We start from the raw sequence: 22469 nt of genomic DNA on the forward strand, positions 1-22469 counted from the left end.
GTCGATGCGACTACCGGCGAGCTGTTGCGGCGCAGTACTTCACGCCCGAAATCGGCGCTACGCGCCGTGAAAAGAGCCGTGCGGATGCGCGAGGCCGCTCGAGCCGCTCGCGAGTCGCGAATGCGCGAGGCCGCACGGTGAAACGCCTACGCGCAGCGCGGATCCGCGCCGTCCACCACCACCATGTCGTCGACGATCACCCCGGTGGCCGCCTCGGCGTACTGCAGCACCGCCTCGACCGGATCGACACCCATCGCCCACGCGGTGACCACGACGTCGCACAACGTGCCGTTGCCCTGCACCACGCGCAGGGCGACTTCGTCTCCGATAGCCGTACCCAGCGTGACTGCGGCGTTGTTTCCCCGCCCCGCCGCATACGGTCTTACTGAGTCGATCTGGTCCACGACGGTATCCCCTTCACACTTCGCTCTACCTCGAGCCCCACTCCGAGACGGAACCGGACTGGCGTCCCGGAATCTGGCGTAGTTATATCCCATTCGCCGGGGGGTCGCCCACCAAAGTCACCGTGCCGCAGAATGATTCGTCGCTCGCCGGGCCAACCAGCGCGGCGCTACGGGTTAGCCAGGAGTTGGCTCTGATCTCCGGAGTCGTTGCGCTCACTCACATTTCACGACGGGGATCGGGTCGTACTTGACCGTGCGGGTGTGCCGGGAGATCTCGCGGCCCGAGCGCTTGTCGGTGATGATGCGGGTGTCGGAGGTGGTGAAGCCGGGCGCGCCCTCGGAGGCGATGCAGTCCTTGCCCTTCGGCAGCTTGATCGTGGTCGGCTCGGTCGGCTTGCTCCGGTCCCCGGTCACCGATTCCACCTCGACCGTCTTGGTGCCCCAAAGCCGAACGGTCACTTCGGAATCCGTGGTGACGGCCTCGATGTAGACACCGGTGGGCGCATTGTTGCGGAAGCGCAGATCGATCGCGCCGTCGAAGACCGTCGCCTCCCGCGCGGCCGGGTAGCGGGAGATGTAGTAGCTGTGCTCGGTGTGGCCCTCGTCCTCCATGCCGGCGAAGTATGCGGCGTTGTAGAGGGTGGTGGCGAACTGGCTGATGCCGCCGCCGACGGCGGTGCCGGGCCTGCCGTGGTCGATGATGCCGGACTCGACATAGCCCTCGGCGGCACCGCGCGGACCGGTGAAGTCGTTGAGCGAGAAGGTATCTCCCGGCTTCACCACCGCGCCGTTCACCTTCCTGGCGACCACCTTGATGTTCACCCCGGACGGACCGCTGAAGCCGTTGGTGGTGAACGAGCCCATGGTCTCCACGATGCCGAGGCCCTGCGCCGCCTCGGTGGTCAGCTTCGGCTCCACCTTCTCGTAGATCGCCTGGCCGGTGCGCTCCTGCGGCGCGGCGAGCAACGCGGTGAGCTGCTCGAAGGTCTTCGGCCAGTTGATCTTGTCGCCGACCACCGCGGGCACCACCGTCGGCTTACCGCCGCTCACCGCGAACGTCGCGTCCTTCGGTTCGATCTCGGTGGCCACCAGTTGCGGCCCCAGCAAACCGACCGCGACGTTCTGATCGATGGACGGAGCGAGGCCGCCCTGGCCGTCGGGCACGAACGACAGCACGCCGGCGATCTGCTCGGGGTCCAGCTTGGCGGACGCGCCCTTGCCCGCGAAGACGATCGGCGCGCGCACCGCGGGCTCGGCCACCGTGCGCAGGGCCTGGTCGACCGCCTCCGGGCGGACGGTGAGCGGCGCGGGGTGCACCGGGAGGTCGAGCGTGATGCCGGTGATCCAGTCGTCGATCAGCTCGGCCCGCGCGGCGGAGATGTCGAGCACCCGGCCCGGGACCGGGGCGACGGCGACCGGTCTGGCCTTGTCGAAGGCGATGGTGCCCTCGACCGACGGGCGGTCGTGCACGCGCAGCGCGGTCAGCTGGCGCTCGAGCGCGACGTCGTCGACGAGGCTGGCCACCTTGACGTCGCGGGCGCTGAAGAACGAGGTGAACCGGGTGAGCGGATTGAGCGGCTGGGTGCCGATGCGGTCCCAGGTGCCGTCCCAGTCCACGGACAGCCCCGCGGTCGCCGGAACGACCCTGGTCTGCACGTCACCGATGCGCAGCGGTAGTTCGCGGTCGGCGCGCGGCGCGAGTTCCGCGCGCAATCGCGCGTCCGCGGTGGCCCTGTCCAGGCCGCCGACCTCGATGCCGGAGACGACCGTGCCGCGCGGGACCTCCCCCGCGGATAACACCCAGTCGACCGCGTAGCCGAGGCCGGCCACCGCGAGCACCGCACCGACGGTGATGCCCGCCCGCTTCAGCACGGTGCGATTCAGCCGCTGCGGCGGCGGGCCGGAGATCGGCCGCCGCACGGGACGCTCGCCGGGCTTGGCCCGGTGGGTCGCCCGCGCGGCCGGCGTGACCTTGATCGGAACGGTGGGCGCCGAGTCGTCGCCCCACTCCGGCGCCGGCGGCGGTCCCGGCGCCGGGGGCGGGTTCGTCCCTTGGGCCTGGGCCGATTCGAGCAGCTGGCGTAAACCGACCTCGCCTGCCGGTTGGTGGCCACGACGTCCGGTGCTCGGCTGGCTCGTCACGAACCGTCCTCCCCGTTCGGTTGAGTTGGGGCTCACACGACGCGAGCCTCCGCCAACGATAGTGCGCGACGCCGACAACCTCCGGCGAGCACCGATGTACAGCAAATCCCGTGCAAAGGACCCGGTCGTACACGCAAAGGGCCCCGCGCAGTTGCCGGGTCGGGGGTCTGGCAACTACGCGGAGCCGATCTGATTATCGGTGCGGCGCACCGTGCGTTACACAGCCGAACAGACCAGTATCGGACCGAAGCGGGACAATCGTGGACGAACGAGTGTCCGGCCACCGCACACACGAGGGAGATGGATGGCATGCAGCTGGGAATGATCGGCCTCGGGCGGATGGGCGCCAACATCGTGCGCCGCATCGTCAAGGACGGGCACACCGCCGTCGGCTACGAACGGCGCCCGCACCAGATCGACATCCTGCGCGACGAGTTGGGCGACGACTTCCAGGGCAGCACCGACCTCGCAGAATTCGTGCAGGCGCTCGCGACTCCACGGGTGGTCTGGGTGATGATCCCGGCGGGCGCCACCGGCGCCGTGATCGACCAGGTGGCCGAGCTGCTCGAACCCGGCGACATCATCATCGACGGCGGCAACAGTCGCTACCACGAGGACATCAAACGCGCCGAACAGCTGCGGCCCAAGGGCATTCACTACGTCGACATCGGCACCTCGGGCGGCGTCTTCGGGCTCGATCGCGGCTTCTGCCTGATGATCGGCGGCGAGACCGAGCAGGTGAAATACCTGGATCCGCTGCTGAAGTCCATCGCACCGGGCGTCGAGGCGGCCGAGCGGACACCGGGACGCACCGGCGAGCCGTCACCGGCCGAGCAGGGCTACCTGCACTGCGGGCCGGCCGGCGCGGGGCACTTCGTCAAGATGGTGCACAACGGTATCGAGTACGGCGCGATGGCCGCCTACGCCGAGGGCCTGAACATCCTGCACAAGGCCAACTACGGCGCCGAACACGACGGCGAGTTCTCCGCCGAGGAGACGCCGCTCGAGCATCCCGAGTACTACCAGTACGAGATCGACGTGCCCGAGGTCACCGAGGTGTGGCGCCGCGGCTCGGTGGTCGCCTCCTGGTTGCTGGACCTCACCGCGAGCGCGCTCTACGCCGATCCGAACCTGGATTCCTACAGTGGCCGGGTCTCCGATTCCGGCGAGGGCCGGTGGACGCTGGACGCCGCGATCGACACCGGGGTGCCCGCACCGGTGCTGGCTTCCGCGCTGTTCCAACGGTTCTCCTCGCGCGGTGAGTCGCTCTACGCGGACAAGATGCTGTCGGCGATGCGCAAGGCGTTCGGCGGGCACAACGAGCTTCCCGGTTCGTAACCGAAAAGACCGCGGCTCCCGCGCGATGCGGGCGCCGCGGTCCTCAGCGACCGGTCAGAAGCCGGCCGCCTGGGCCATCAACTTCGCGACCGCCAGCGGGCCGTACCAGAACAGATAATTGATGCCGTAGAGAAATGCCATGGCGGGTAATCCTTTTCACTCGAAATTGCGGTCGATCCAGTCGATCGTCTGCATGCCGAACAGGTCGGTGCCCCAGCCGTAGATGTCGGTGAGCATGCGCACCATGCCGCAGTCGGTGGGCTGGTAGGTCACGTCGGCGCCGCCGGCCCGATAGGTGTCGGCGAGGTCCCGTGCGTCCTTGGCGGGCACCAGCGACATCGGCGAGTCGTCGGCGACGCAGGAGGTGATGGCCACCTTCGCCTTCGGGGTGCCGGAGCGGCCGAGGATGTTCTCCTCGAACGCGCGCTGGAACGCGGGCTCGTCGGCCGGGCTCAGGCCCGAGTTGAACAGGGTGTTGAGCGGCAGGAAGGGCAGCCCGAAGTAGGCAGGCGTCTGGCACTGGGTGCGGAAGGCGTTGGCCAATCCGACGCCCGCCGGGTTCAGCTTGGCGTTCACCGCCATCTCCGGGTAGGCGGGCTCCAGGCCGAGCAGCGTGGCCAGGGCGAAACCGGAGCCGACCGAGCCGTCGGCGACCCGCATGAAGTTGCGCGGGTTGACCACCATCCCCTCCAGCACAGCGGATTTCACGTCGAGCTCCGGCGCGTAGGTGGGCTGGAGCTCGGCGGAGAAGGCCGCGCCGACCCCGCCGCCGGCGATGCCGAACAGGCCGATCTGTGCCTTCGGGTCGAGTCCGGCCGCGCGATGCGCCAACGCGGCGCGGACGCCGTCGAGCTGGGCGTGCGCGGCGAACTTGCCCGCGAATACGCCGTGCGGCCTGCGATCTCCGTCGTTGCCGACGTCGGAGATCATCACGGCGTAGCCCTTGTCGAACATCAGCGCCAACGGGCCGAGCGCCGACCACGACGAACCGTCAAGCGGATCGCCGCCGGTCCACTGGGTGCTCGGGTGGCAGGACCAGCCGACGCTGTCGTTGGCCTCCTGATAGGAGATGACCTTCTTCTCCCCCACGGGCGCACCGTGATTCGGAATCATCAGGATGCCGGTGCTGATCACCGGGGTGACGCCGTCGATGCCCGTGGTGACGTACATCAGCTTGTAGGCCTCGACGTCCGGCGGGGTGATGCCGAGGAACATCACGTCGACCTTTTTGGCCTTCAACAGCGTTCCCGGCGATTCGGCACCGGTCAGCGCCGGCTCCTGATAGAACGGGTCATCGGCGAGCAACGCCTGGAACGCCTGATCCGGCGGAACCGGTTGCGCGCCTTGGATTTGGCCGACGACGAAGCCGTTGAACACCCAGTCCAGTCCGGGTGTCGGCATCTCCCCCTGCGCTGCTGCGGTGCCCGCGGACAGCAGCATCGCGGTGGCCGTCGCGACGGCCGCGGTGAGCAGTTTCATCTAACGCACCGCCATCGTGTCGATCGGAGTTACCTGGATCTGCCGGGCGGCCGAATCCAGCAGCTGCGGGATGTTGAACAGCGGGCGGTGCGATTCCATCTGGACCTCGTACGGGGTGCGCATCACGGCTTCCAGTGCGGGCCAGTTGTTTTCGACCTGGAACTTGTATTTCGGCAGCAGCTCGGTGGTGATGTAATCCCAGCGCGAGTCGAATTCCGACCAATTCCATTCCGGGAGTGGCAAAGTCACCAGCGCGGGACGTCCGTCGGCCATGGTGACCTGCATCCGCACCGGATCGAATTCCCGGGGCGGCGCGACACCGGCCACCGACGGCGAGCCGGCGGCGCCGCTGACGTAGGTGATCGCCTCGCCGACGCTGCCCCGGTAACCGCGCACCGAATCCCACTGGTCGCGAATCACCCACTCTTGTTCCCGGCGCAGCAGAGTGCCGTTGCCCGAGGCGATCCGGTCGTGATCACCGGAGGCGACCCCACGCCAGGCGTCCATGATGTCCGCGCCGAACAACCCGGCCGACTGGAACTCCTCCAGTGCCGGAAGGCCTTCGGTGACGTAGGCGTCGTGCATCGGCATCAGATCGGAGAAGATGTTCTTCTGCATCACCAGGATCATCCCGATGATGTAGCGCAGGTCCTCCGGTGAGATCCGCGAACCCGCCTCGGCCAGCGCCATCAGCCCGCGCGGCAGCTGGGCCACCGCCTGCGGTCCGGCGGCCTGCTCGACCGCGGCGATGACGCCGCGCGCGGACTCGGACAGCCCGGGCAGTCCGTAGATGTTGCCCATCAGCTCGAAATCGATGAGCCCACCGCCGAAGTCGGCGCCGACCTGACCGCCCATGCCCGCCCATTGCAGTTCACGATGGTTCAGTTGCAGGTCTTCGTAGTAGCGGTAGGACCTGGTGAGATTCGTGCGGTTGGCCTCGACGCCCGCGCGCGGATCCCACGAGCGCAGGTCGATGCCGGCCTTGTTCGTCGCGTCGACCAACCAGTACTGGTAGAGCAGGGCGGCGTAGCGAGTCGGCGCGACACCCTGGGCGCGCGCCTCGTCGAGCAGCCCGCGCAGCTCGGCCGCGTCGTAGGGCAGTTCCGGGTTGACGCCGCCGGGACCGCTCGCGGCGTCCCGGTTGACCAGCGGCAGATCCAGGTAGCGGTCCACCTCACCGGCCGCTCCGGCGGGGGCCGCCGCCGCGAGTCCGAGGCCGACCGCGGCCGCGAGGGCGAGGGCGGTGGCCCGCAGCGCTGTACCTATTCGCATCAGCTGTTCAGCCTTCCTCTCTGCTAGCTCGATTCGAGTAATTCGTTAAGCCGAAGAGATGTCCTGCCGGTAGCTGCAAGTCGATTAGACAGCGCTATAAAGCCGTGTCGATTGCCGAGTACCGGTAGCACAGTAGGTGACGTGCAGGTAAACACACAGATCAGCCCCGCTGCAAGAAACGATGTGACGAGCGTCGAGCAACCGGAGAAAACCTGTAACACATAAGTTGCCTGCTAGTAGCTGCTAAATAGCCTCGATGACATCGCACAATGCTTCCCAGATGTGAGTCGATATTCATGAGAAAGCTCACAGCGATTTCGGGCGGGTCATCACCGGGCGGGGACTACCCGAATCCAACCGTCTCAGACAGAATGGGCACCAGCTACGTCCACGGACCGCGACCGCCGCGGCCCGGATAGTGGGGTGAATCCATGGCCGAGAAGCATGTGGTCCGCAACGGCGAGGTCGAGCTCGCCGTCTATGAGCAAGGCAACCCGGAGGGGCCGACGATCCTGCTGCTGCACGGCTGGCCGGACTCACATCACCTGTGGGACAACGTCGTGCCGGAGCTGACCGAGCGATTCCGGGTGTTGAGCGTGGACAACCGCGGGCACGGTGAGTCGTCCAATCCGCCTGGCACCGCGGCCATCTCGACCACGACGCTGGCCGCGGACTACGTCGCCGTGATCGAGGCGCTCGGCGGGGGCGCACCCGTGCACGTGCTCGCCCACGATTGGGGCAGCGTCGCCACCTGGGAGGTCGTCTGCAGGCCCGACGCGGCCCGGCTGATCGCGTCGTTCACCTCGGTCTCCGGGCCGAGCATCGCGCATGTGGGCGCATGGGCGCGCGCACGCCTGTCCCGGCCGACGCCGCGCAACATCGCGCTGCCACTGGCCCAGTTGGGCTCGTTCGCCTACTCGGCCTTCCTCGCGCTGCCCGGCCTACCGAAGGCCGCGATCAAAGCGGGTATGAGCGAACAGCGCTGGCGCTCCGCACTGTCCGCGGCCGAGGGCGCGGCGCCGGAGAACATCCATCTGGCGCCGACGTTCAAGCAGGACATGGCGAACGGCCTGCGCATCTACCGTTCCACCTGGGCCGCGAATCCGCTCCGGTCCAGAGACGAATTCACCACGGTGCCAACCCAGATCATCATCGGCACCCGCGATCCCGCGGTGCGGCAATCGAGTTACGCCGACGAGGACCGATGGGCCGACCAGGTCTGGTTGCGCGTGGTGCAGGGCGGGCACTGGCTGCCGTTCTCGCATCCGCGGCTGCTCGCCGCGGCCACCGTCGAATTGATCGACTCGGTGTCCGGTACACCGCAGGCCCGGGCCTTGCGCCGTGCTCGAATGGGTGTGGCGCGCAGTCCGTTCGAGGATCAGCTCGTCGTGATCACCGGCGGCGGCAGCGGTATCGGGCGGGCCACCGCGCTGGCGTTCGCCCGGGAAGGGGCGGAGGTGGTGGTGTCCGACGTCAACGGCATCGCGGCCGAGGCCACCGTGGCGTTGATCGGCCAAGCCGGTGGCACCGCGCACGCCTACCAGCTGGACGTGTCCGACGAGTCCGCGGTGGGTAAGCACGCCGACGGGGTGATCCGCGAACACGGCGTGCCCGACGTGCTGATCAACAACGCGGGCATCGGCCAGGCCGGGCGATTCCTGGACACCTCGGCCGAGGATTTCGACCGGGTGCTCGCGGTGAACCTGCACGGCGTGATCAACGGCTGCCGCGCGTTCGCCGGCGCCATGGCCGATCGCGGGCTCGGTGGGCATATCGTCAACCTGTCCAGCATGGCGGCCTACACGCCGCAGCAGGCGTTCAGCGCGTACTCGACCAGCAAGGCCGCGGTGTTCATGTTCTCCGACTGCTTGCGGGCCGAATTGGCCGGCCGCGGAATAGGTGTCAGCACCATCTGCCCCGGCATCGTGCACACCGATATCGTCGTGCATACACGGATGTCCGGCGTCTCCGCCGAGGAGGAGCGGCGCCGGCAGCAGCTCTACGACCGGCTCTACCGGCTGCGCGGCTACGGCCCGGAGAAGGTCGCGAAGCAGATCGTGCGCGCGGTGCGGCAGAACAGGGACGTCGTACCCGTGACGCCGGAAGCCAGGTTGCAGTATGTCTTCGGCCGATTCGCGCCGAGCGTGGTCCGGTTCGCCGCCGCCCGCGGCAGTGTGCTGCGCTGACGGCGAAAGGTGGCATCAGGCCGTGGTTTACGACCGGATGCCACCTTTCGGTCAGTACTTAACGCTCGACGATCGCGACGACGCCCTGGCCGCCCGCGGCACAGATGGAGATCAGCGCGCGGCCGGATCCCTTCTCCGCCAGCAGCTTCGCGGTGGAGGCGACGATGCGGCCGCCGGTCGCGGCGAACGGGTGACCGGCCGCCAGCGACGAGCCGTTGACGTTGAGCTTGCTGCGATCGATCGAGCCGAGCGCGCCGTCCAGGCCGAGCCGCTCCTTGCAGTACGCGTCGGACTCCCACGCGGACAGCGTGGCGAGCACCACCGAGGCGAACGCCTCGTGGATCTCGTAGTAGTCGAAGTCCTGCAGGGTCAGGCCGTTTCGGGCGAGCAGGCGCGGCACCGCGTAGGTCGGCGCCATCAGCAGGCCGTCCGGGCCGTGGATGTAATCGACCGCCGCGACCTCGCTGTCGACCAGGTGGGCCAGCACCGGCAGGTTGCGCTCGGCGGCCCATTCCTCGCTGGAGAGCAGCACCGCGGAGGCGCCATCGGTCAGCGGGGTGGAGTTGCCCGCGGTCATGGTGGCGTCGCCCGCCTTGACGCCGAACACCGGCTTGAGCGTGGCCAGCTTCTCGATGGTGGAACCGGGACGCAGGTTGTCGTCGCGGGTCAGCCCGAGGAACGGGGTGATCAGGTCGTCGAAGAAGCCGCGGTCGTAGGCGGCGGCCATGTTCTTGTGCGACAGGTAGGCCAGTTCGTCCTGCGCCTCGCGCGGCACGCCGAATTCCTTGGCGGTGATCGCGGCGTGCTCACCCATGGACAGCCCGGTGCGCGGCTCCGCGTTGCGCGGGATCTCGATGCCGAGCATGCTCGGGCGCAGCTGGCCGACCAGCTTGAGCCGGTCCTTGTTGGACTTGGCCCGGTTCGCGTCCAGCATCCACTCGCGCATGCCCTCGCTGACGCCGATCGGGGCGTCGGAGGTGGTGTCGGTGCCGCCGCCGATGCCGGCCTCGAAGCGGCCCTGGGCAATTCCGTCGCCGACGGTGACGATGGCCTGGAGGCCGGTGCCGCAGGCCAGCTGCAGATCGTGGGCCGGGGTGTACGGGCTGAGCTTGCTGCCGAGCACGCTCTCGCGGATCATGCCGTGCTCGCCGACCCGCTTGAGCACGGCGCCGCCGACCACCATGCCGAGCCGCTCGCCCTGCAGGCCGAAGCGGCTGACCAGGCCGTCCAGCGCGGCGGTGAACATGTCCTGGTTCGAGGCGTGCGCGTACGCCTTGTCGGAGCGAGCGAACGGAATCCGGTTGCCGCCCACGATCGCGACCGGGCGGGTGGTCTTACCGGTCTTGGCGGTGCTCTTCGCCGAACGGGATTTGGTTGTCACTCGAGTCTCCAGGTCTCGTTGGGGATGTCCGGCGCTCCGGAGTCCGCGTGGAAGTCTCCACTGATCGGCGCCCCGTCGCGGTTGGTTTACATTAAACTTACTCTGGAGTAAGTTTGTTGTCGACACCGTACCCCCGCAAATGTGCGTGAGCAGACCAAACGCGGGGGTGAGCGGCAAACCCGAGAACAGAATCGCGGCGTGAGCGACAGTCCCGGCGGCGGTAGCTTGGCAGGGACCGTGCACGCCGCCGACCACACAGAAAAGGCAGGGACCGTGGCAGCCAGCAAGAGCAAGGGTGCGCCCAACCTCTACGGATCGTTCGTACACTCCTCCCCGGGTCAGTTCCTGGCGAGCAAGCTCGGGCTGCCGCAGCCGGAGAATCTGCGTCGCTACAAGGCGGGCGAAGCGCCGCTGCCCGGGCCGGTGCTGCTCGGCGGTAAGGGCCGGGTCGCCGAGCCGCTGCGCACGCTGCTGACCGACTACACGTTCGCCGATTCGGCCAGTGCCGGAACCAAGTTCGGCGCGCTGGTGTTCGACGCGACCGGCATCGGTTCGATCGAGGATCTGGCGCAGCTCTACGAGTTCTTCCAGCCCGTCATGCGCAGCATCGCGGCGTCCGGCCGCATCGTGGTCATCGGCACGACGCCCGAGCTCGCCTCGTCGGTGGACGAGCAGATCGCCCAGCGCGCGCTCGAGGGCTTCACCCGCTCGGTGGCCAAGGAGCTGCTGCGCGGCGCCACCGCACAGCTGGTCTACCTGCACCCGGCGGCCTCGACCGGCGCGACCGGCCTGGAGTCGACGCTGCGCTTCCTGCTCTCGGCCAAGTCCGCGTTCGTCGACGGCCAGGTCATCCGGGTCGGCAAGGACGACGCCACCGCGCCGGCCAGCTGGGACCGCCCGCTGGACGGCAAGGTCGCCGTGGTCACCGGCGCCGCGCGCGGCATCGGCGCGACCATCGCCGAGGTGTTCGCCCGCGACGGCGCGACCGTGATCGTCGCCGACATCCCGGCCGCCGGTGAGGCGCTCTCGCAGACCGCGAACAAGGTCGGCGGCACCGCGCTCGCGCTGGACGTCACCGCGCCCGACGCCGCGGAGAAGCTGGCCGAGTTCGCCACCGAGCGCTTCGGCGGCATCGACATCGTGGTGCACAACGCGGGCATCACCAGGGACAAGCTGCTCGCCAACATGGACGAGGGCCGCTGGAACTCGGTGCTCAACGTGAATCTCGCCGCGCCGCACCGGATCACCGAGGGCCTGGTGGCCAGGGGCGCGCTCAAGGACGGCGGCCGGGTCATCGACGTCTCCTCCATCGCGGGCATCGCGGGCAACCGCGGCCAGACCAACTACGGCGCGTCCAAGGCCGGGGTCATCGGCATGGTCAACGCCGAGGCGCCGAAGCTGGCGGAGAAGGGCATCACCATCAACGCGGTGGCGCCCGGCTTCATCGAGACCGCGATGACCGCCGCCATCCCGCTGACCACCCGCGAGGCGGGCCGGCTGATGAGCTCGCTGCTGCAGGGCGGGCAGACCGTCGACGTGGCCGAGACCATCGCCTACTTCGCCAGCCCGGCGTCGAACGCGGTGACCGGCAACATCGTTCGCGTCTGCGGGCAGAGCCTGATCGGAGCATGATGTCGCAAGTGATCTCCTTGAAAGAGACACCGAAGAACGGCCCGCTGTACCTGAAGGCCGCGCTGGGCGCGATCCCGCTGCCGCTGGTCTCGGGGCGCAAGTCGACGCTGCCGGATCGGTCGAGCCGGCTCGACGGCCTGCGCGTGGATCCGGATCATCTGGCCGCCTACTGCCGGGCGACCGGGCTCCGGTTCGGCGATGCGCTGCCGTTGACCTACCCCTTCATCCTCACCTTCCCGATCGTCATGCAACTCGTTGTGCAGCGCGACTTTCCGTTCGTCGCGGTGGGCGCGGTGCACGCGGAGAACGTGATCGAGCGGACCCGCGAGATCTCGGTGAGCGAGCCGCTGGACATCAAGTCGCACATCGAGAATCTGCGCGAGCACCCGAAGGGGCTGCTGGTCGACGCGATCAGCGAGATCAGCGTCGGCCGGGAGCTGGTCTGGCGGCAGGTCACCACCTTCCTGCACCAGCAGCGCACCTCGCTGTCCGGCGGGCCGAAGCCGGAGCCGAAGCCGGAGGAGGCCGCGCCGCCGCCGCTGCGCACCTGGCGGATCGATCAGAAGACGATCAACCAGTACGCCGCCGCGTCGGGCGACCACAACCCGATCCACATCTCCTCGCTGGGCGCCAAGGCCTTGGGTTTCCCCAAGCCCATCGCACACGGCATGTGGTCGGCCGCGCACATCCTCGGCACGATCGAGGGCCGGGTGCCGGCCAAGACCACCTACTCGGTGAAGTTCGGCAAGCCGATCTTCCTGCCGTCGACGGTGAACGTGTACGCGGATCAGGTGGCGGGCGGCTGGGATCTGGCCGTGCTGAACCCGAAGAAGGGGTTCCCGCACCTCACCGCGTCGCTGCGCTGACGCATTGCCGATCAGGAGCCGCACCCGAATCGGGTGCGGCTCCTGTCGTTTCCGAGAATCGCTGCGCGGCAAGCAGTTTCAGCAGCTGCAATCGCAGCAGCCACAGCAGTCGCCGCAGCCGCAGTCACAGTCGCCGCAACCGCAATCGCAGCCGCCGCAATCGCAGTTGTTGATCCACGGCTGCTTGCGTTCGCCGGTGCACGGCTGGGTGTGTTCGGCGCAGCAGGCATAGCCGGTGCAGTACGAGCCGAGGATCAGCGTGAGGGATTCGCCGAGGCCGGGGCGCTGACCCGTGCGCCGTGAGTCCATGCGCACATCGCCGTGGTCGTGCGCCATGCCGCAGGCGTGACCGGCCACGGTGCCGATGCCCCGGCCCAGCTTGCGGAGCACGGACGTCAGCGGGTCGAGCAGCATCCAGCGGACGGTGGGAACCGCGTCCAGCTCGGCCTGCGCGACCGCGTCGCGCAGGCGCGAATCCGATTCCCGCAGTAGGTCATACGCCTGCGGCATGGTGGTCCCGGTGGCGGCGAGCGGATTGAACCGGCCGCGGGTGAGGTCCTGGTCGTAGTCCTGCACCGCGTCAGCCAGGTGCGCGATTCGGCCGAATTGCCAACCCGCCGTGCGCATCGCGTCGACGTTGTCCGGGCGTTCGGCCAAAATCGCGGTCTGCGCGAAGAACTCGGCGGCGCAGAGCTGGGTCGGCGCGGTCAGCCGCGCGAGCGCGTCGGTCCCCTTGCCCGCGGAGTGCTCCAACCGCGTCTGCGAGTTCAGCGCGGCGACAAGCGGTTCCACATCCAGACCGATCCGCTGGGCACTCGTTCGCGCCTGGCCGGCCCATCGGCTCGCGGCCTTCGCCAGCGGCGTACGGGCCAGGGCGGAAGCGTCGCCGTCGTCCACATGGTCCCGAACCTTGGCCGAGGCCAGCAACAGTGACGCCGTCGCGGCCAGCCGCACCCCTGGCGAGTTCGCCGAGGCCACCGACGTGCGCTGCATCCCCCGCAGCGCACACCGTCCCGCCTGCGTGCGCTCGACCGCGCTCGCGGCCTGCGCCTCGGTCAGCACGCTCAACACGATCGCGTCGACATTCGTTGTCGCCCTGGCCAATTGACCGTGCCCGTCGCGTAACCCCAGACACAGCCCGCACATGTGCGTGCGCCACTCGGCCGCATCGATCCCGTACTTCGCCGCGCCGTGCGAACACGGCCTGAGCAACCCGAACAATTCCGCCCCGTTCTCCCCGGCTCGCCCTGTTCGGAGCCGGTCTGTGCTTGGTGATCTCCGCACTCTGGCAGGCCGTTAACCGCGCGGCAACCGCTACCCGCGGGTCACCCCGCCCGGGGTGCCGAACCCTGACCCCGCGGCTACTCCGCCTTCTTGCGCCCCGCCAGACCGCGCCACGCCAGATCGTCGAGCAGGTCGACCGCCTCGGCCACCTCGATGCGGCCGCTGGCCACCCGGTCCGCGATGGCCTCGCCCGCGCCGATCACGGCGGCCGCGACGATGTCGAAGTTGGTGCCGGGCTCGGGGTGCTTGGCGCTGGATTCCAGCAGCTTGGCGGTCAGTTCGATGACCCGCTCGCGGGCGTTCTCGATCTCCGAGGCGAACGCCTGCTGGCCGATGGCCTGGCGATAGAGCACCTGCCAGGAGCGGCGGTTGCGGTCGACGAAGCCGAGGAAGCCCTCCAGCGCGACCCGTACCTGTTCGTGCGGGGACAGCTGCGGGTTGCCCGCGGGCACCACCGATTCGATGAAGCGCAGGCCCTCGCGCTGGATGCAGGCGCGGAACAGTTCGTCCTTGGAGCCGTAATACAGATACAGCATCGGCTTGGAAATCTTCGCCTCGGCGGCAATGGCATCCATCGATGTATCGTGGAAGCCCTTGCGCGAGAACACCTCGACCGCGGCATCGAGCATCTGCTGCTCACGAACCGCCCGAGGAAGTCGCTTCGTTCCGCCCGCCATCCACTCTCCTACCGCATGGTGAAGTTCATATATTACTCCAAGGTAAGTTCCGTGGGTCGCATTTGCTCCCCAGTCGCGGAAACAATGCCTCAGCAGCGCGGAAGCGCGCCCTTGAAGGTCGCCATGCGCAGCACGGACGCGTCCACCCTGGCGGCGGGCAGGCGGCCGGCCGCCACCGCCTGCTCCAACTGGTCGAGCACGCTGGACACGGCGTTGGTGCTGATCCACAGCGCGTTGTCGGCACCGGCGACCAGCGCGGCCTCCACCGCGTCCGCGATGGACAACCGGCTGGTGATCGCGGCCATGCCGCTGAGATCGTCGGTGAAGATCGGGCCCTCGAACGGCGCGGCGCCGTACCCGCTGCCCTCGCGCAGCAGGGCCATGACCTGCGGGCTGATGCTGGCCGGCACGTCCGGGGTGGTGAGGCCGGGGACGTCGAGGTGGCCGACCATCACGCCCGCGCCGGAGGTGATCAGGTTGCGGAACGGGACCAGGTCGACGTTCTGCAGATCCGCCAGCGGCGGCGTGCGGACCGCGCCGCGATGCGAATCCCCCGAGCCGGAGCCGTGGCCGGGGAAGTGCTTGAGCACGGTGCCGACGCCGACCTCGCGCATGGCCCGGATGTAGGCGTCGGCGTACTTGGTGACCACCGCCGGGTCGTCGGAGAACGAGCGGTCGCCGATGACGGAATCGTCGGGCTGGCCGCTCACGTCGCTGTCCGGCGCGAAGTCCACCGTGACCCCGAGGTCCTTCAGTGCGCGCCCCCTGGTCAGCGTGGCGTCGTGGAACTGTTCGGGGGTCATGGTCTCGGCCGTCACCCGGGCCGACGGCGCCTTGCCGATCAGGTTGCCCACCCGGGAGACGCGGCCGCCCTCCTCGTCGATGGTCACCATGAGCGGCACCTTGGCCGATTGCTTGACCTGGTCGAGCTGGCCCGAGGTGAGCAGCGTGAGATCGGTCCAGCTGCCGACGAAGATGCCGCCGACCTGTTCGGTGCTCACCACGTTCGCCGCGTCGGCGTCGCCGGTGATGCCGACGGTCAGCAGCTGGGCCAGCTTCTGCCGCGGGGTGAACTGCGCGAGATAGTCGGCCCGGCAATCCGGTTTCGCGGATGTCGTTGCCCGCGTGGACGATCCGGTCGTCGACGCGGGACCCGCCGCCGGCGACGGCGCGGAGTCGCCGCCACCGCCGCTCGAGCAGGCGGTGGCGACGGCGGCCAGCACGGCGAGCATGAGCAGGGGCGTCTTCCGCATGGACGTCAACCGTACAGAGCGCTTGCGACGCGCCAAGGCGCGAGGCCGCACCGAGCGCTAACGATTCCGCGCGGCAGCAAGTGTGCCCAGCCATACCAAGGTAGCCTTAATCAACAGCCGTGAGTCTCCCACCAGGAGGTCATCGTGCCCTGCGATCTGATGCTCATTGCCTACGACGGGTCCGAGAACGCCAAGCGGGCCATCGAATACGCCGGCCGGTTCCTCAGCGCCGACAGGGCGATCGTGCTGACCGCGTGGGAGCCGATGGTGCGCCAGGCCGCCCGGCTGTCCGGGTTGTCCGGGGTGATGCAGCCGGAGTGGGTCCCCGACGAGGAGATCGAGGACGTCGCCTACGTCGACGCGCGCACGATCAACACCGAGGGCGTCCGGCTGGCCAAACTCGCCGGGCTCAATGCCGAGGCGCGCACCGCGGAGTGCACCACGACCATCTGGAACGCCATCGTCGAATGCGCCGACGACCTGGACGTCGACATCATCGTCGCGGGCACCCGCGGCGCCACCGGCATCCGCGCGCTCATGCACAGCAGCGTCGCCGACGCGGTGCTCAAGCACTGCCACCGCCCGGTCCTGATGGTCCCGCCCGGCAAGGAACCCGCGGCCAGAACCGGCTAGCCGGAAGCGCGGTCGTGAGGGCGCTCACGGGTGGGTCCCGCGGGGCGGGCGCGGGGTTAGGGTCGAAGGACTATGGACGGATTCCTGCTTGCTCAGCCGGATGGGGTGGTCCGGGCGTTCGGCAGCCGGGCCGCCTTCGCCGAGGCCAATCGGGCGGTGGCCGCGCTGCGGGACGGAGCGGCGGAGATGATCGTCGGTGCGCTGCCGTTCGATCCGCGCGAACCCGCCGCGTTGAGCGTGCCCGAGCGGGTCGAGCACACCGCGGGACCGTGGCGGCCCGCCGCACTGCCCGATCTGCCCGCCGTGCGGTTCGTCACCGAGATCCCCAGTGCCGCCGAACATATCGCGCGGGTGACGAAACTCGTCGAACAGCTGAACGACCCGGCTCAGCCACTGCGCAAGGTGGTCGCGGCCCGGTCGGTGGTGGCCGAGGCGGCCGACGCGCTGGAGCCCGAACTCGTCGCGGCCCATCTGCTCACCCGGCATCCCCAGGCCAATGTGTTCGCGGTCGATCTGACCCCGGCCGGGCGCACCGGCGCGACGCTGGTCGGCGCCACCCCCGAGGTGCTCATCGCCCGGCACGGCGACACCGTCACGCTGCGTCCGCTGGCCGGCACCGCGGCGCGCCGCGCCGATCCGGAGGCCGATGCGGCGCAGGCCCGAGAGCTGTTGGCCAGCACCAAGAATCGCGACGAGCACGCGTTCGTCATCGAATGGATCCGGGACCGGCTCGGCCCGGTCTGCGCCGAACTGTCCATCCCCGACGGTCCGGAACTGATCAACACGCACGAGGTCTGGCATCTCGCCACGCCGATCACCGGACGACTGCGCGACACGTCGATCACCGCCCTCGACCTGGCGTTACTGCTGCACCCCACGCCTGCCGTCTGCGGCACTCCGACCGCGCTGGCGCTGGACACCATCGCCGACCTGGAAGAGGACCGCGGCTTCTACGGCGGCGCGGTGGGCTGGTGCGACGGCGACGGCGACGGCGCGTGGGTGGTCGCGATCCGCTGCGCGGAGTTGTCCGCCGACCGGCGCACCGTGCACGCCTACGCGGGCGGCGGCATCGTCGCGGCGTCCGATCCCAAGGCCGAACTCGACGAGACCACCGCCAAGCTCCGCACCCTGCTCGGCAGCCTGCACTGCGCCGTCCCGGCGCACTGACGGCCCTGCCGTCCGCGCGCACGACCGATAGCGCCGCCGAACCGCTGTGTGCACCGCCTCATCCGCATAACCCGCCGGGAATCGGCGGGCTGAACGCACCGGATACGGGAGCGGGCTGCTAGGTTGACCGGGAATGTGCCTGCATCGATGTATTGGAGTGCCGCAATGAAGTTTGCTGTTCCTGGTGTTGCGAGTGCTGTCGGCGGCGCCGTGCTCGGCGTGATCGCGGTGCTCCTCGTCACGGTGGCGGTGCAGCAGAACTCGCGGCCGGACATCGACCGCAGCGGCGACAAGGACTCCTCGTTGCTGAACAACGTCGAGTACGGCAGTCGCTGAGCTGACCCCCGCTTCACCTGCCGACTCGCTCGAACCGGCGGCGCGGCGGCACTCGACTGCGCCGCTGGGTAGACGCTGGTTCGCCGGGACGGTGCTCGCGGCGTTCCTGCTGACCTTCCTGCAGACGCCGGGGCGCACGGTCGCCGATACCAAATACGACCTGGCCCAGAATCCGCTGGGTTTCCTCGCGCGGGCCGGCCACCTGTGGAGCAGCCAGGCCCCGATGGGCCAGGTGCAGAACCAGGCCTACGGCTACTTCTTCCCGCACGGCGCGTTCTTCTCCCTCGGCCACCTGCTCGGCCTGCCCGCCTGGGCCACCCAGCGCATCTGGTGGGCGTTGCTGCTGCTCGCCGGATTCTGGGGCATCATCCGGCTCTGCGAGACCCTCGGCATAGGCACCCGCGGCTCGCGCATCATCGCCGCGGTGACGTTCGCGCTGTCGCCCAGGGTGCTCACCACGCTCGGCTCGATCTCCTCGGAGACGCTGCCGATGATGCTGGCACCGTGGGTGTTGCTGGCGCCTGCGGCGCTGGGCGTTCGTTACCGACGGCATCGCCGACCGGATCGACCGGAAGCAGACACCGACCGACCCGCGGGACGCGAACGGCGCGGTGGCGCCGAGTCCGCGGCGGGCAGCGCGCTGGCACTCGCGCTCATGGGGTCGGTCAACGCGGTGGCGACGGTCGCCGCGTTCCTGCCCGCGCTGCTGTGGTGGGCCGCGTATCGGCCGAATCGGCAGTGGTGGCGGTTCACCAGGGCCTGGGTGCCGTTGCTGGTGCTGGCCACCTTCTGGTGGGCGGTGCCGCTGCTGCTGCTCGGCAAGGTGAGCCCGCCGTTCCTGGATTACATCGAATCGTCCGGGGTGACCACGCAATGGGCCTCGCTCGCCGAGGTGCTGCGCGGCACGGACAGCTGGACGCCGTTCGTCTCGCCGGAGCGGATCGCGGGCGCGGTGCTGGTCACCCAGCCAGCGGCGGTGCTCGCCACCGGGTTGCTGGCCGCGGCGGGCATGGCCGGATTGGCGATGCGGTCCATGCCGTATCGCGGGCGGCTGACGGTGATCCTGTGCGTCGGGCTGGTCGGCATCTGCGCCGGATACGTCGGCGAACTGGGCGGACCGTTCGCCGAGTCGGTGCGGGTGTTCCTGGATTCCGGCGGCGCGCCGCTGCGCAATGTGCACAAGCTGGAGCCGCTGATCCGAATCCCGTTGGTGCTCGGCCTGGCTCAGCTGCTGGCCAGGGTGCCGCTGCCCGCCTCGGTGCCGATGCCGGTGTGGCGCAGCGCGTTCGCGCACCCGGAGCGGGACCGTCGCGTCGCGGTGGCCGCGCTGATTCTCACCGCGCTCGCCCTGTCCACCTCGCTGGCCTGGACCGGCAAGCTGGCTCCGCGCGGCGCCTACGACGCGGTACCCGCGTACTGGCAGCAGACCGCGGACTGGTTGCGGCACAACGCCGCCGAGACCCGTGCGCTGGTCGTGCCCGGCGCGCCGTTCGGCAGCCAGGTGTGGGGGCTGACCCGCGACGAGCCGTTGCAGGCGTTGGCCGGTACGCCCTGGGCGATCCGCGACTCGGTGCCGCTGAACCCGCCGGGCACCATCCGCGCGATGGACTCGGTACAGCGGCTGATCGCCGACGGCAGGCCGTCGGCCGGGCTGGCGGCGACCCTGGCCGGGCAGGGCATCGGAATTCTGGTGCTGCGCAACGATCTCGACCCGGAGACGTCGCGGTCGACCCGGCCGATGCTGGCGCACAGCGCGATCGACGGTTCGCCCGGCCTGGCGAAGGTGGCGGAGTTCGGCGATCCGATCGAAGCCAAGGTCATCGCCGAGGATCTGGTCGCGGACGGCGATCTGCGGCCCGCGTACCCCGCGGTCGAGATCTACCGGGTGCAGACGCCGACGCCGGGAACCCGGGCCGAGGTGCGCAGCGGAACCGGTGCGCCGCCATCGTTCCCCGGCGCCTACACGGTGCCGCTCGACTCGGTGCCCGTGGTGCAGGGCGGTCCCGAGGTGCTCGAACGTCTGCATCGCGATCCGGGAACCAGCGATACCCCCACCCTGCTCGCCGCCGACGCGGCCCGGGCCGGCTTGCCGCGCGAACCGTTGACCGTCACCGATACCCCGATGGATCGGGAGGCCGACTTCGGCCGGGTGGACAACCACAATTCCGCCCTTCGCGCGCCCGACGACGCGCGCCGCACGCACAACCTGGTGCCCGACTACCCGGTGGACGGCGCCGACCTGGTGCGCGGGGAGTGGTCCGGCGCGACCATCACCGCGTCCAGCTCGGCCGCCGACGCCACCCAGCTGGGGGGCGCCGCGCCGGGCAGCTCGACCGCGGCGGTGGTCGACGGTGATCCGGCGACCTCCTGGATCAGCAACGGCTCCGAATACGCCCTCGGCCAATGGCTTCGGCTCGACCTGGACCAGCCGATCCGGGTCGGGCAACTGACCTTCAGCACCAGCGCGGCCGCCATCGGCGATCCGGTGAAGTGGGTGGAGGTCCGCACCGCCAACGGCACCGTGACGACACGCATCCCCGAACCCGGTAAACCCGTGTCGGTTTCGCTGCCCGCCGGTTCGACGCAGTGGGTGACCATCACCGCGATACGCACCGAAACCGGCAAGCGCGGTGGGCAATTCGGCATCAGCGAGCTCAGCCTGGACGACTACTCGGTCCGCGATCAGCCGGTCCACGTCGACATCCGGCACCGGACAGTGCTGCCGCCGACCCCCCTCGGCGCACGGATCAGGGGCTGGGACCTCGGACAGGAATTCCCCGGGCGCAGCGCGTGTTTCGAGTCGCCGGATCGGGTGCGGTGCAGCAAGGGGCTCGGTCTCGCGCCCGAGGAGCCCGGCACCTTCCAGCGCACGCTGACGGTGCCCGAACCCATGTCGGTGACGCCCCGGCTGACCGTTCGGACCAGGCAGGGCCCGGCACTGGAGGCCCTGCTCACCGATCGCGACCAGCCGATCGCCAGGGGGAAGGCCGACGTCGGTGACGTACGCGGCGCCGCGTTCGCCGCGACCGACGGCGACCCGCGCACCAGCTGGACCGCGCCGGAGGACTCGGTCCGATCCCTGACCGGCGCCAAGCCGACCCTCACGATCGAACTGCCCGAGCCCGCGCTGGTGAGTGGCCTGGAACTGACCCCCTCGCTCGGTGGGCTGCCCGCTGCGCCCACCTCGGTCGTGGTCAATCTCGGGGACGGTCCACAGGTGCGCGAACTGGACCCGGGTGAGCACGGCACGCCGGCCCGGATTTCCCTGCACCCCACCGTGACCGATCGCGTCGAACTCAGCATCCGGACCTGGAAGCCGGTCCTGGACATGACGGCGCTCGGCTTCGTCCAGTCGCAGCCGCCGGGCCTGGCCGAGGTGCGGGTGCTCGGCCCGGACTACCCCGCGCCCGCGGCGCTGGATCGGGAGATAACGGTCCCGTGCGAGATCGGACCCACGATCAATGTCGACGGACAGCTGCGGCGCACGTCGGTCACCGCCACCGCCGACCAACTGCGTTCCGGCGCACCGGTTCCGGCACAGCTCTGCGCGGATGACGCGCTCCAGCCCGATGCCGGCGACCTCGCCCTTACCCAGGGCAGCGCCGATGTCACCGTCGGCCCGACCGATCTGTTCTTCGTCGACCGGCTCCGCCTCGACCGCACCGGATTCGCGGCGCCACCGCCGTCGACGTCCGGCGCCCGCCTGCTGGTGCTGCCGCTGAGCACGAATGTCGGCTGGCGCGCAACGACTTCCGCCGGGCACCCACTGGATCCCGTGGTGGTCGACGGCTGGCAACAGGGCTGGCTGCTCCCGCCCGGCGCCGACGGACCCGTCACCGTCTCCTTCCCCGCCGACCGCTGGTATCGCCTCGGCATCTTCGGCGGCCTCCTGTTGCTCCTGCCCTTGATCGCGCTGGCCATCCCGCGACCCGCACGCGCCGCGAAACCGGTTGACGCCGAGGCGAATACCGCGCATGACCAGGAGGAAAGCACGGCCGTCGAGCCGAATGGGATTGCCGCCGTGCCGGATTCCGCACCGGCGACCTGGGGACCCCGCTGGCTCGGCGCGATCGGCCTCGCCGCCGCCGCGACCATCATCGCCGGCCCGGTCGGAACCCTCGCCGCCGCAGCCACACTCGCCGCCGTCCGATTCATCCCCAGGTTTCCCCCACGCGCGCTGGTCATCGTCGCCGGACTCGGCACCGCCCTCTCGGCGGCAGTCCTGTCGACCGGCCCGTGGCGCGCCGCCGGTGGCTACCTGGGCGGGTCACTGTGGGCCCAACTGCCCGCCGTGCTCGCGGTGATCGCGGTCGGCGTCGCCGCGCTGCCCGCCCATCGGCCATTCGGGCTGCGGCGCAACGGACCTCGTTGATAGTGTGATGTCGCGTGAGCGAGCGCCTGCGAGAGAACCGAAATTAC

At 69.6% G+C, this 22469-nt stretch carries 16 protein-coding genes; 8 read left to right on the forward strand and 8 right to left on the reverse strand.

The features are described 5' to 3' along the window. Positions 1–146: 146 nt before the first annotated feature. Both ACFQ9K_RS12075 and ACFQ9K_RS12080 read right to left on the reverse strand, forming a co-directional pair. Positions 147–404 carry a hypothetical protein gene (locus ACFQ9K_RS12075; protein WP_378726230.1) on the reverse strand — a complete coding sequence of 86 codons (258 nt, stop codon included), beginning with the start codon at positions 402–404 and terminating at the stop codon, positions 147–149. 213 nt (positions 405–617) lie between these two features. Then, complete coding sequence (locus ACFQ9K_RS12080; RefSeq protein WP_378983146.1) at positions 618–2546, reverse strand: VanW family protein; 1929 nt, start codon at positions 2544–2546, stop codon at positions 618–620. Between the two features lie 309 nt (positions 2547–2855). Between ACFQ9K_RS12080 and gnd the strand changes: the two genes are divergently transcribed. Further along, the gene (gene gnd / locus ACFQ9K_RS12085; protein ID WP_378983148.1) at positions 2856–3884 is read left to right on the forward strand and encodes a phosphogluconate dehydrogenase (NAD(+)-dependent, decarboxylating); all 1029 of its coding nucleotides are present in this window, start codon (positions 2856–2858) and stop codon (positions 3882–3884) included. 156 nt (positions 3885–4040) lie between these two features. Here gnd and ACFQ9K_RS12090 read toward each other — a convergent pair whose 3' ends face one another. Next, on the reverse strand, positions 4041–5363 hold the full coding sequence (locus ACFQ9K_RS12090) for a lipase family protein (RefSeq protein ID WP_378722925.1): 1323 nt from the start codon (positions 5361–5363) through the stop codon (positions 4041–4043). Beyond that, positions 5364–6635, reverse strand: a complete 1272-nt coding sequence (locus ACFQ9K_RS12095; protein ID WP_378722923.1) for a hypothetical protein — start codon at positions 6633–6635, stop codon at positions 5364–5366. A 431-nt stretch (positions 6636–7066) separates the two neighbouring features. Between ACFQ9K_RS12095 and ACFQ9K_RS12100 the strand changes: the two genes are divergently transcribed. Continuing rightward, positions 7067–8821: an SDR family oxidoreductase gene (locus tag ACFQ9K_RS12100; RefSeq protein ID WP_378722922.1), complete on the forward strand. Its 1755-nt coding sequence runs from the start codon at positions 7067–7069 to the stop codon at positions 8819–8821. Between the two features lie 58 nt (positions 8822–8879). Here ACFQ9K_RS12100 and ACFQ9K_RS12105 read toward each other — a convergent pair whose 3' ends face one another. Then, positions 8880–10202: an acetyl-CoA C-acetyltransferase gene (locus ACFQ9K_RS12105; protein ID WP_378722921.1), complete on the reverse strand. Its 1323-nt coding sequence runs from the start codon at positions 10200–10202 to the stop codon at positions 8880–8882. A gap of 273 nt (positions 10203–10475) precedes the next feature. Between ACFQ9K_RS12105 and ACFQ9K_RS12110 the strand changes: the two genes are divergently transcribed. Together ACFQ9K_RS12110 and ACFQ9K_RS12115 are read left to right on the forward strand one after the other, a co-directional pair. Then, positions 10476–11834, forward strand: coding sequence for a 3-oxoacyl-ACP reductase (locus ACFQ9K_RS12110; protein ID WP_378722927.1), 1359 nt, complete (start codon positions 10476–10478; stop codon positions 11832–11834). Then, entirely contained in the window at positions 11831–12700 is an 870-nt protein-coding gene (locus ACFQ9K_RS12115) for a MaoC family dehydratase (protein ID WP_378722919.1), read from the forward strand. The genes ACFQ9K_RS12110 and ACFQ9K_RS12115 overlap by 4 nt, the downstream gene beginning before the upstream one ends. A gap of 78 nt (positions 12701–12778) precedes the next feature. Here the strand turns inward: ACFQ9K_RS12115 and ACFQ9K_RS12120 are convergent, their stop codons facing one another. The 3 genes from ACFQ9K_RS12120 to ACFQ9K_RS12130 form a co-directional block, all read right to left on the reverse strand. Further along, positions 12779–13921 carry a DUF5685 family protein gene (locus ACFQ9K_RS12120; RefSeq protein WP_378722918.1) on the reverse strand — a complete coding sequence of 381 codons (1143 nt, stop codon included), beginning with the start codon at positions 13919–13921 and terminating at the stop codon, positions 12779–12781. Between the two features lie 140 nt (positions 13922–14061). Further along, positions 14062–14661, reverse strand: a complete 600-nt coding sequence (locus tag ACFQ9K_RS12125) for a TetR/AcrR family transcriptional regulator (protein WP_150400211.1) — start codon at positions 14659–14661, stop codon at positions 14062–14064. Positions 14662–14750: 89 nt separating this feature from the next. Further along, on the reverse strand, positions 14751–15914 hold the full coding sequence (locus ACFQ9K_RS12130) for a glycoside hydrolase family 3 N-terminal domain-containing protein (protein WP_378722915.1): 1164 nt from the start codon (positions 15912–15914) through the stop codon (positions 14751–14753). Between the two features lie 144 nt (positions 15915–16058). Here ACFQ9K_RS12130 and ACFQ9K_RS12135 point away from each other — a divergent pair, with 144 nt between their 5' ends. The 4 genes from ACFQ9K_RS12135 to ACFQ9K_RS12150 all read left to right on the forward strand — a co-directional run bounded on the left by ACFQ9K_RS12135 (position 16059) and on the right by ACFQ9K_RS12150 (position 22422). Then, entirely contained in the window at positions 16059–16547 is a 489-nt protein-coding gene (locus ACFQ9K_RS12135; RefSeq protein WP_150400213.1) for a universal stress protein, read from the forward strand. Positions 16548–16619: 72 nt separating this feature from the next. Continuing rightward, the gene (locus ACFQ9K_RS12140; RefSeq protein WP_378722914.1) at positions 16620–17714 is read left to right on the forward strand and encodes an isochorismate synthase MenF; all 1095 of its coding nucleotides are present in this window, start codon (positions 16620–16622) and stop codon (positions 17712–17714) included. A 165-nt stretch (positions 17715–17879) separates the two neighbouring features. After that, a complete protein-coding gene (locus tag ACFQ9K_RS12145; protein ID WP_083894819.1) occupies positions 17880–18050 on the forward strand; it encodes a DUF2613 domain-containing protein in 171 nt (56 codons plus the stop codon). A gap of 91 nt (positions 18051–18141) precedes the next feature. After that, on the forward strand, positions 18142–22422 hold the full coding sequence (locus ACFQ9K_RS12150) for an alpha-(1->3)-arabinofuranosyltransferase family protein (RefSeq protein ID WP_378722913.1): 4281 nt from the start codon (positions 18142–18144) through the stop codon (positions 22420–22422). Positions 22423–22469: the final 47 nt, after the last annotated feature.

Source organism: Nocardia sp. NPDC056564 (assembly GCF_042793755.1).
GTDB lineage: Bacteria > Actinomycetota > Actinomycetes > Mycobacteriales > Mycobacteriaceae > Nocardia.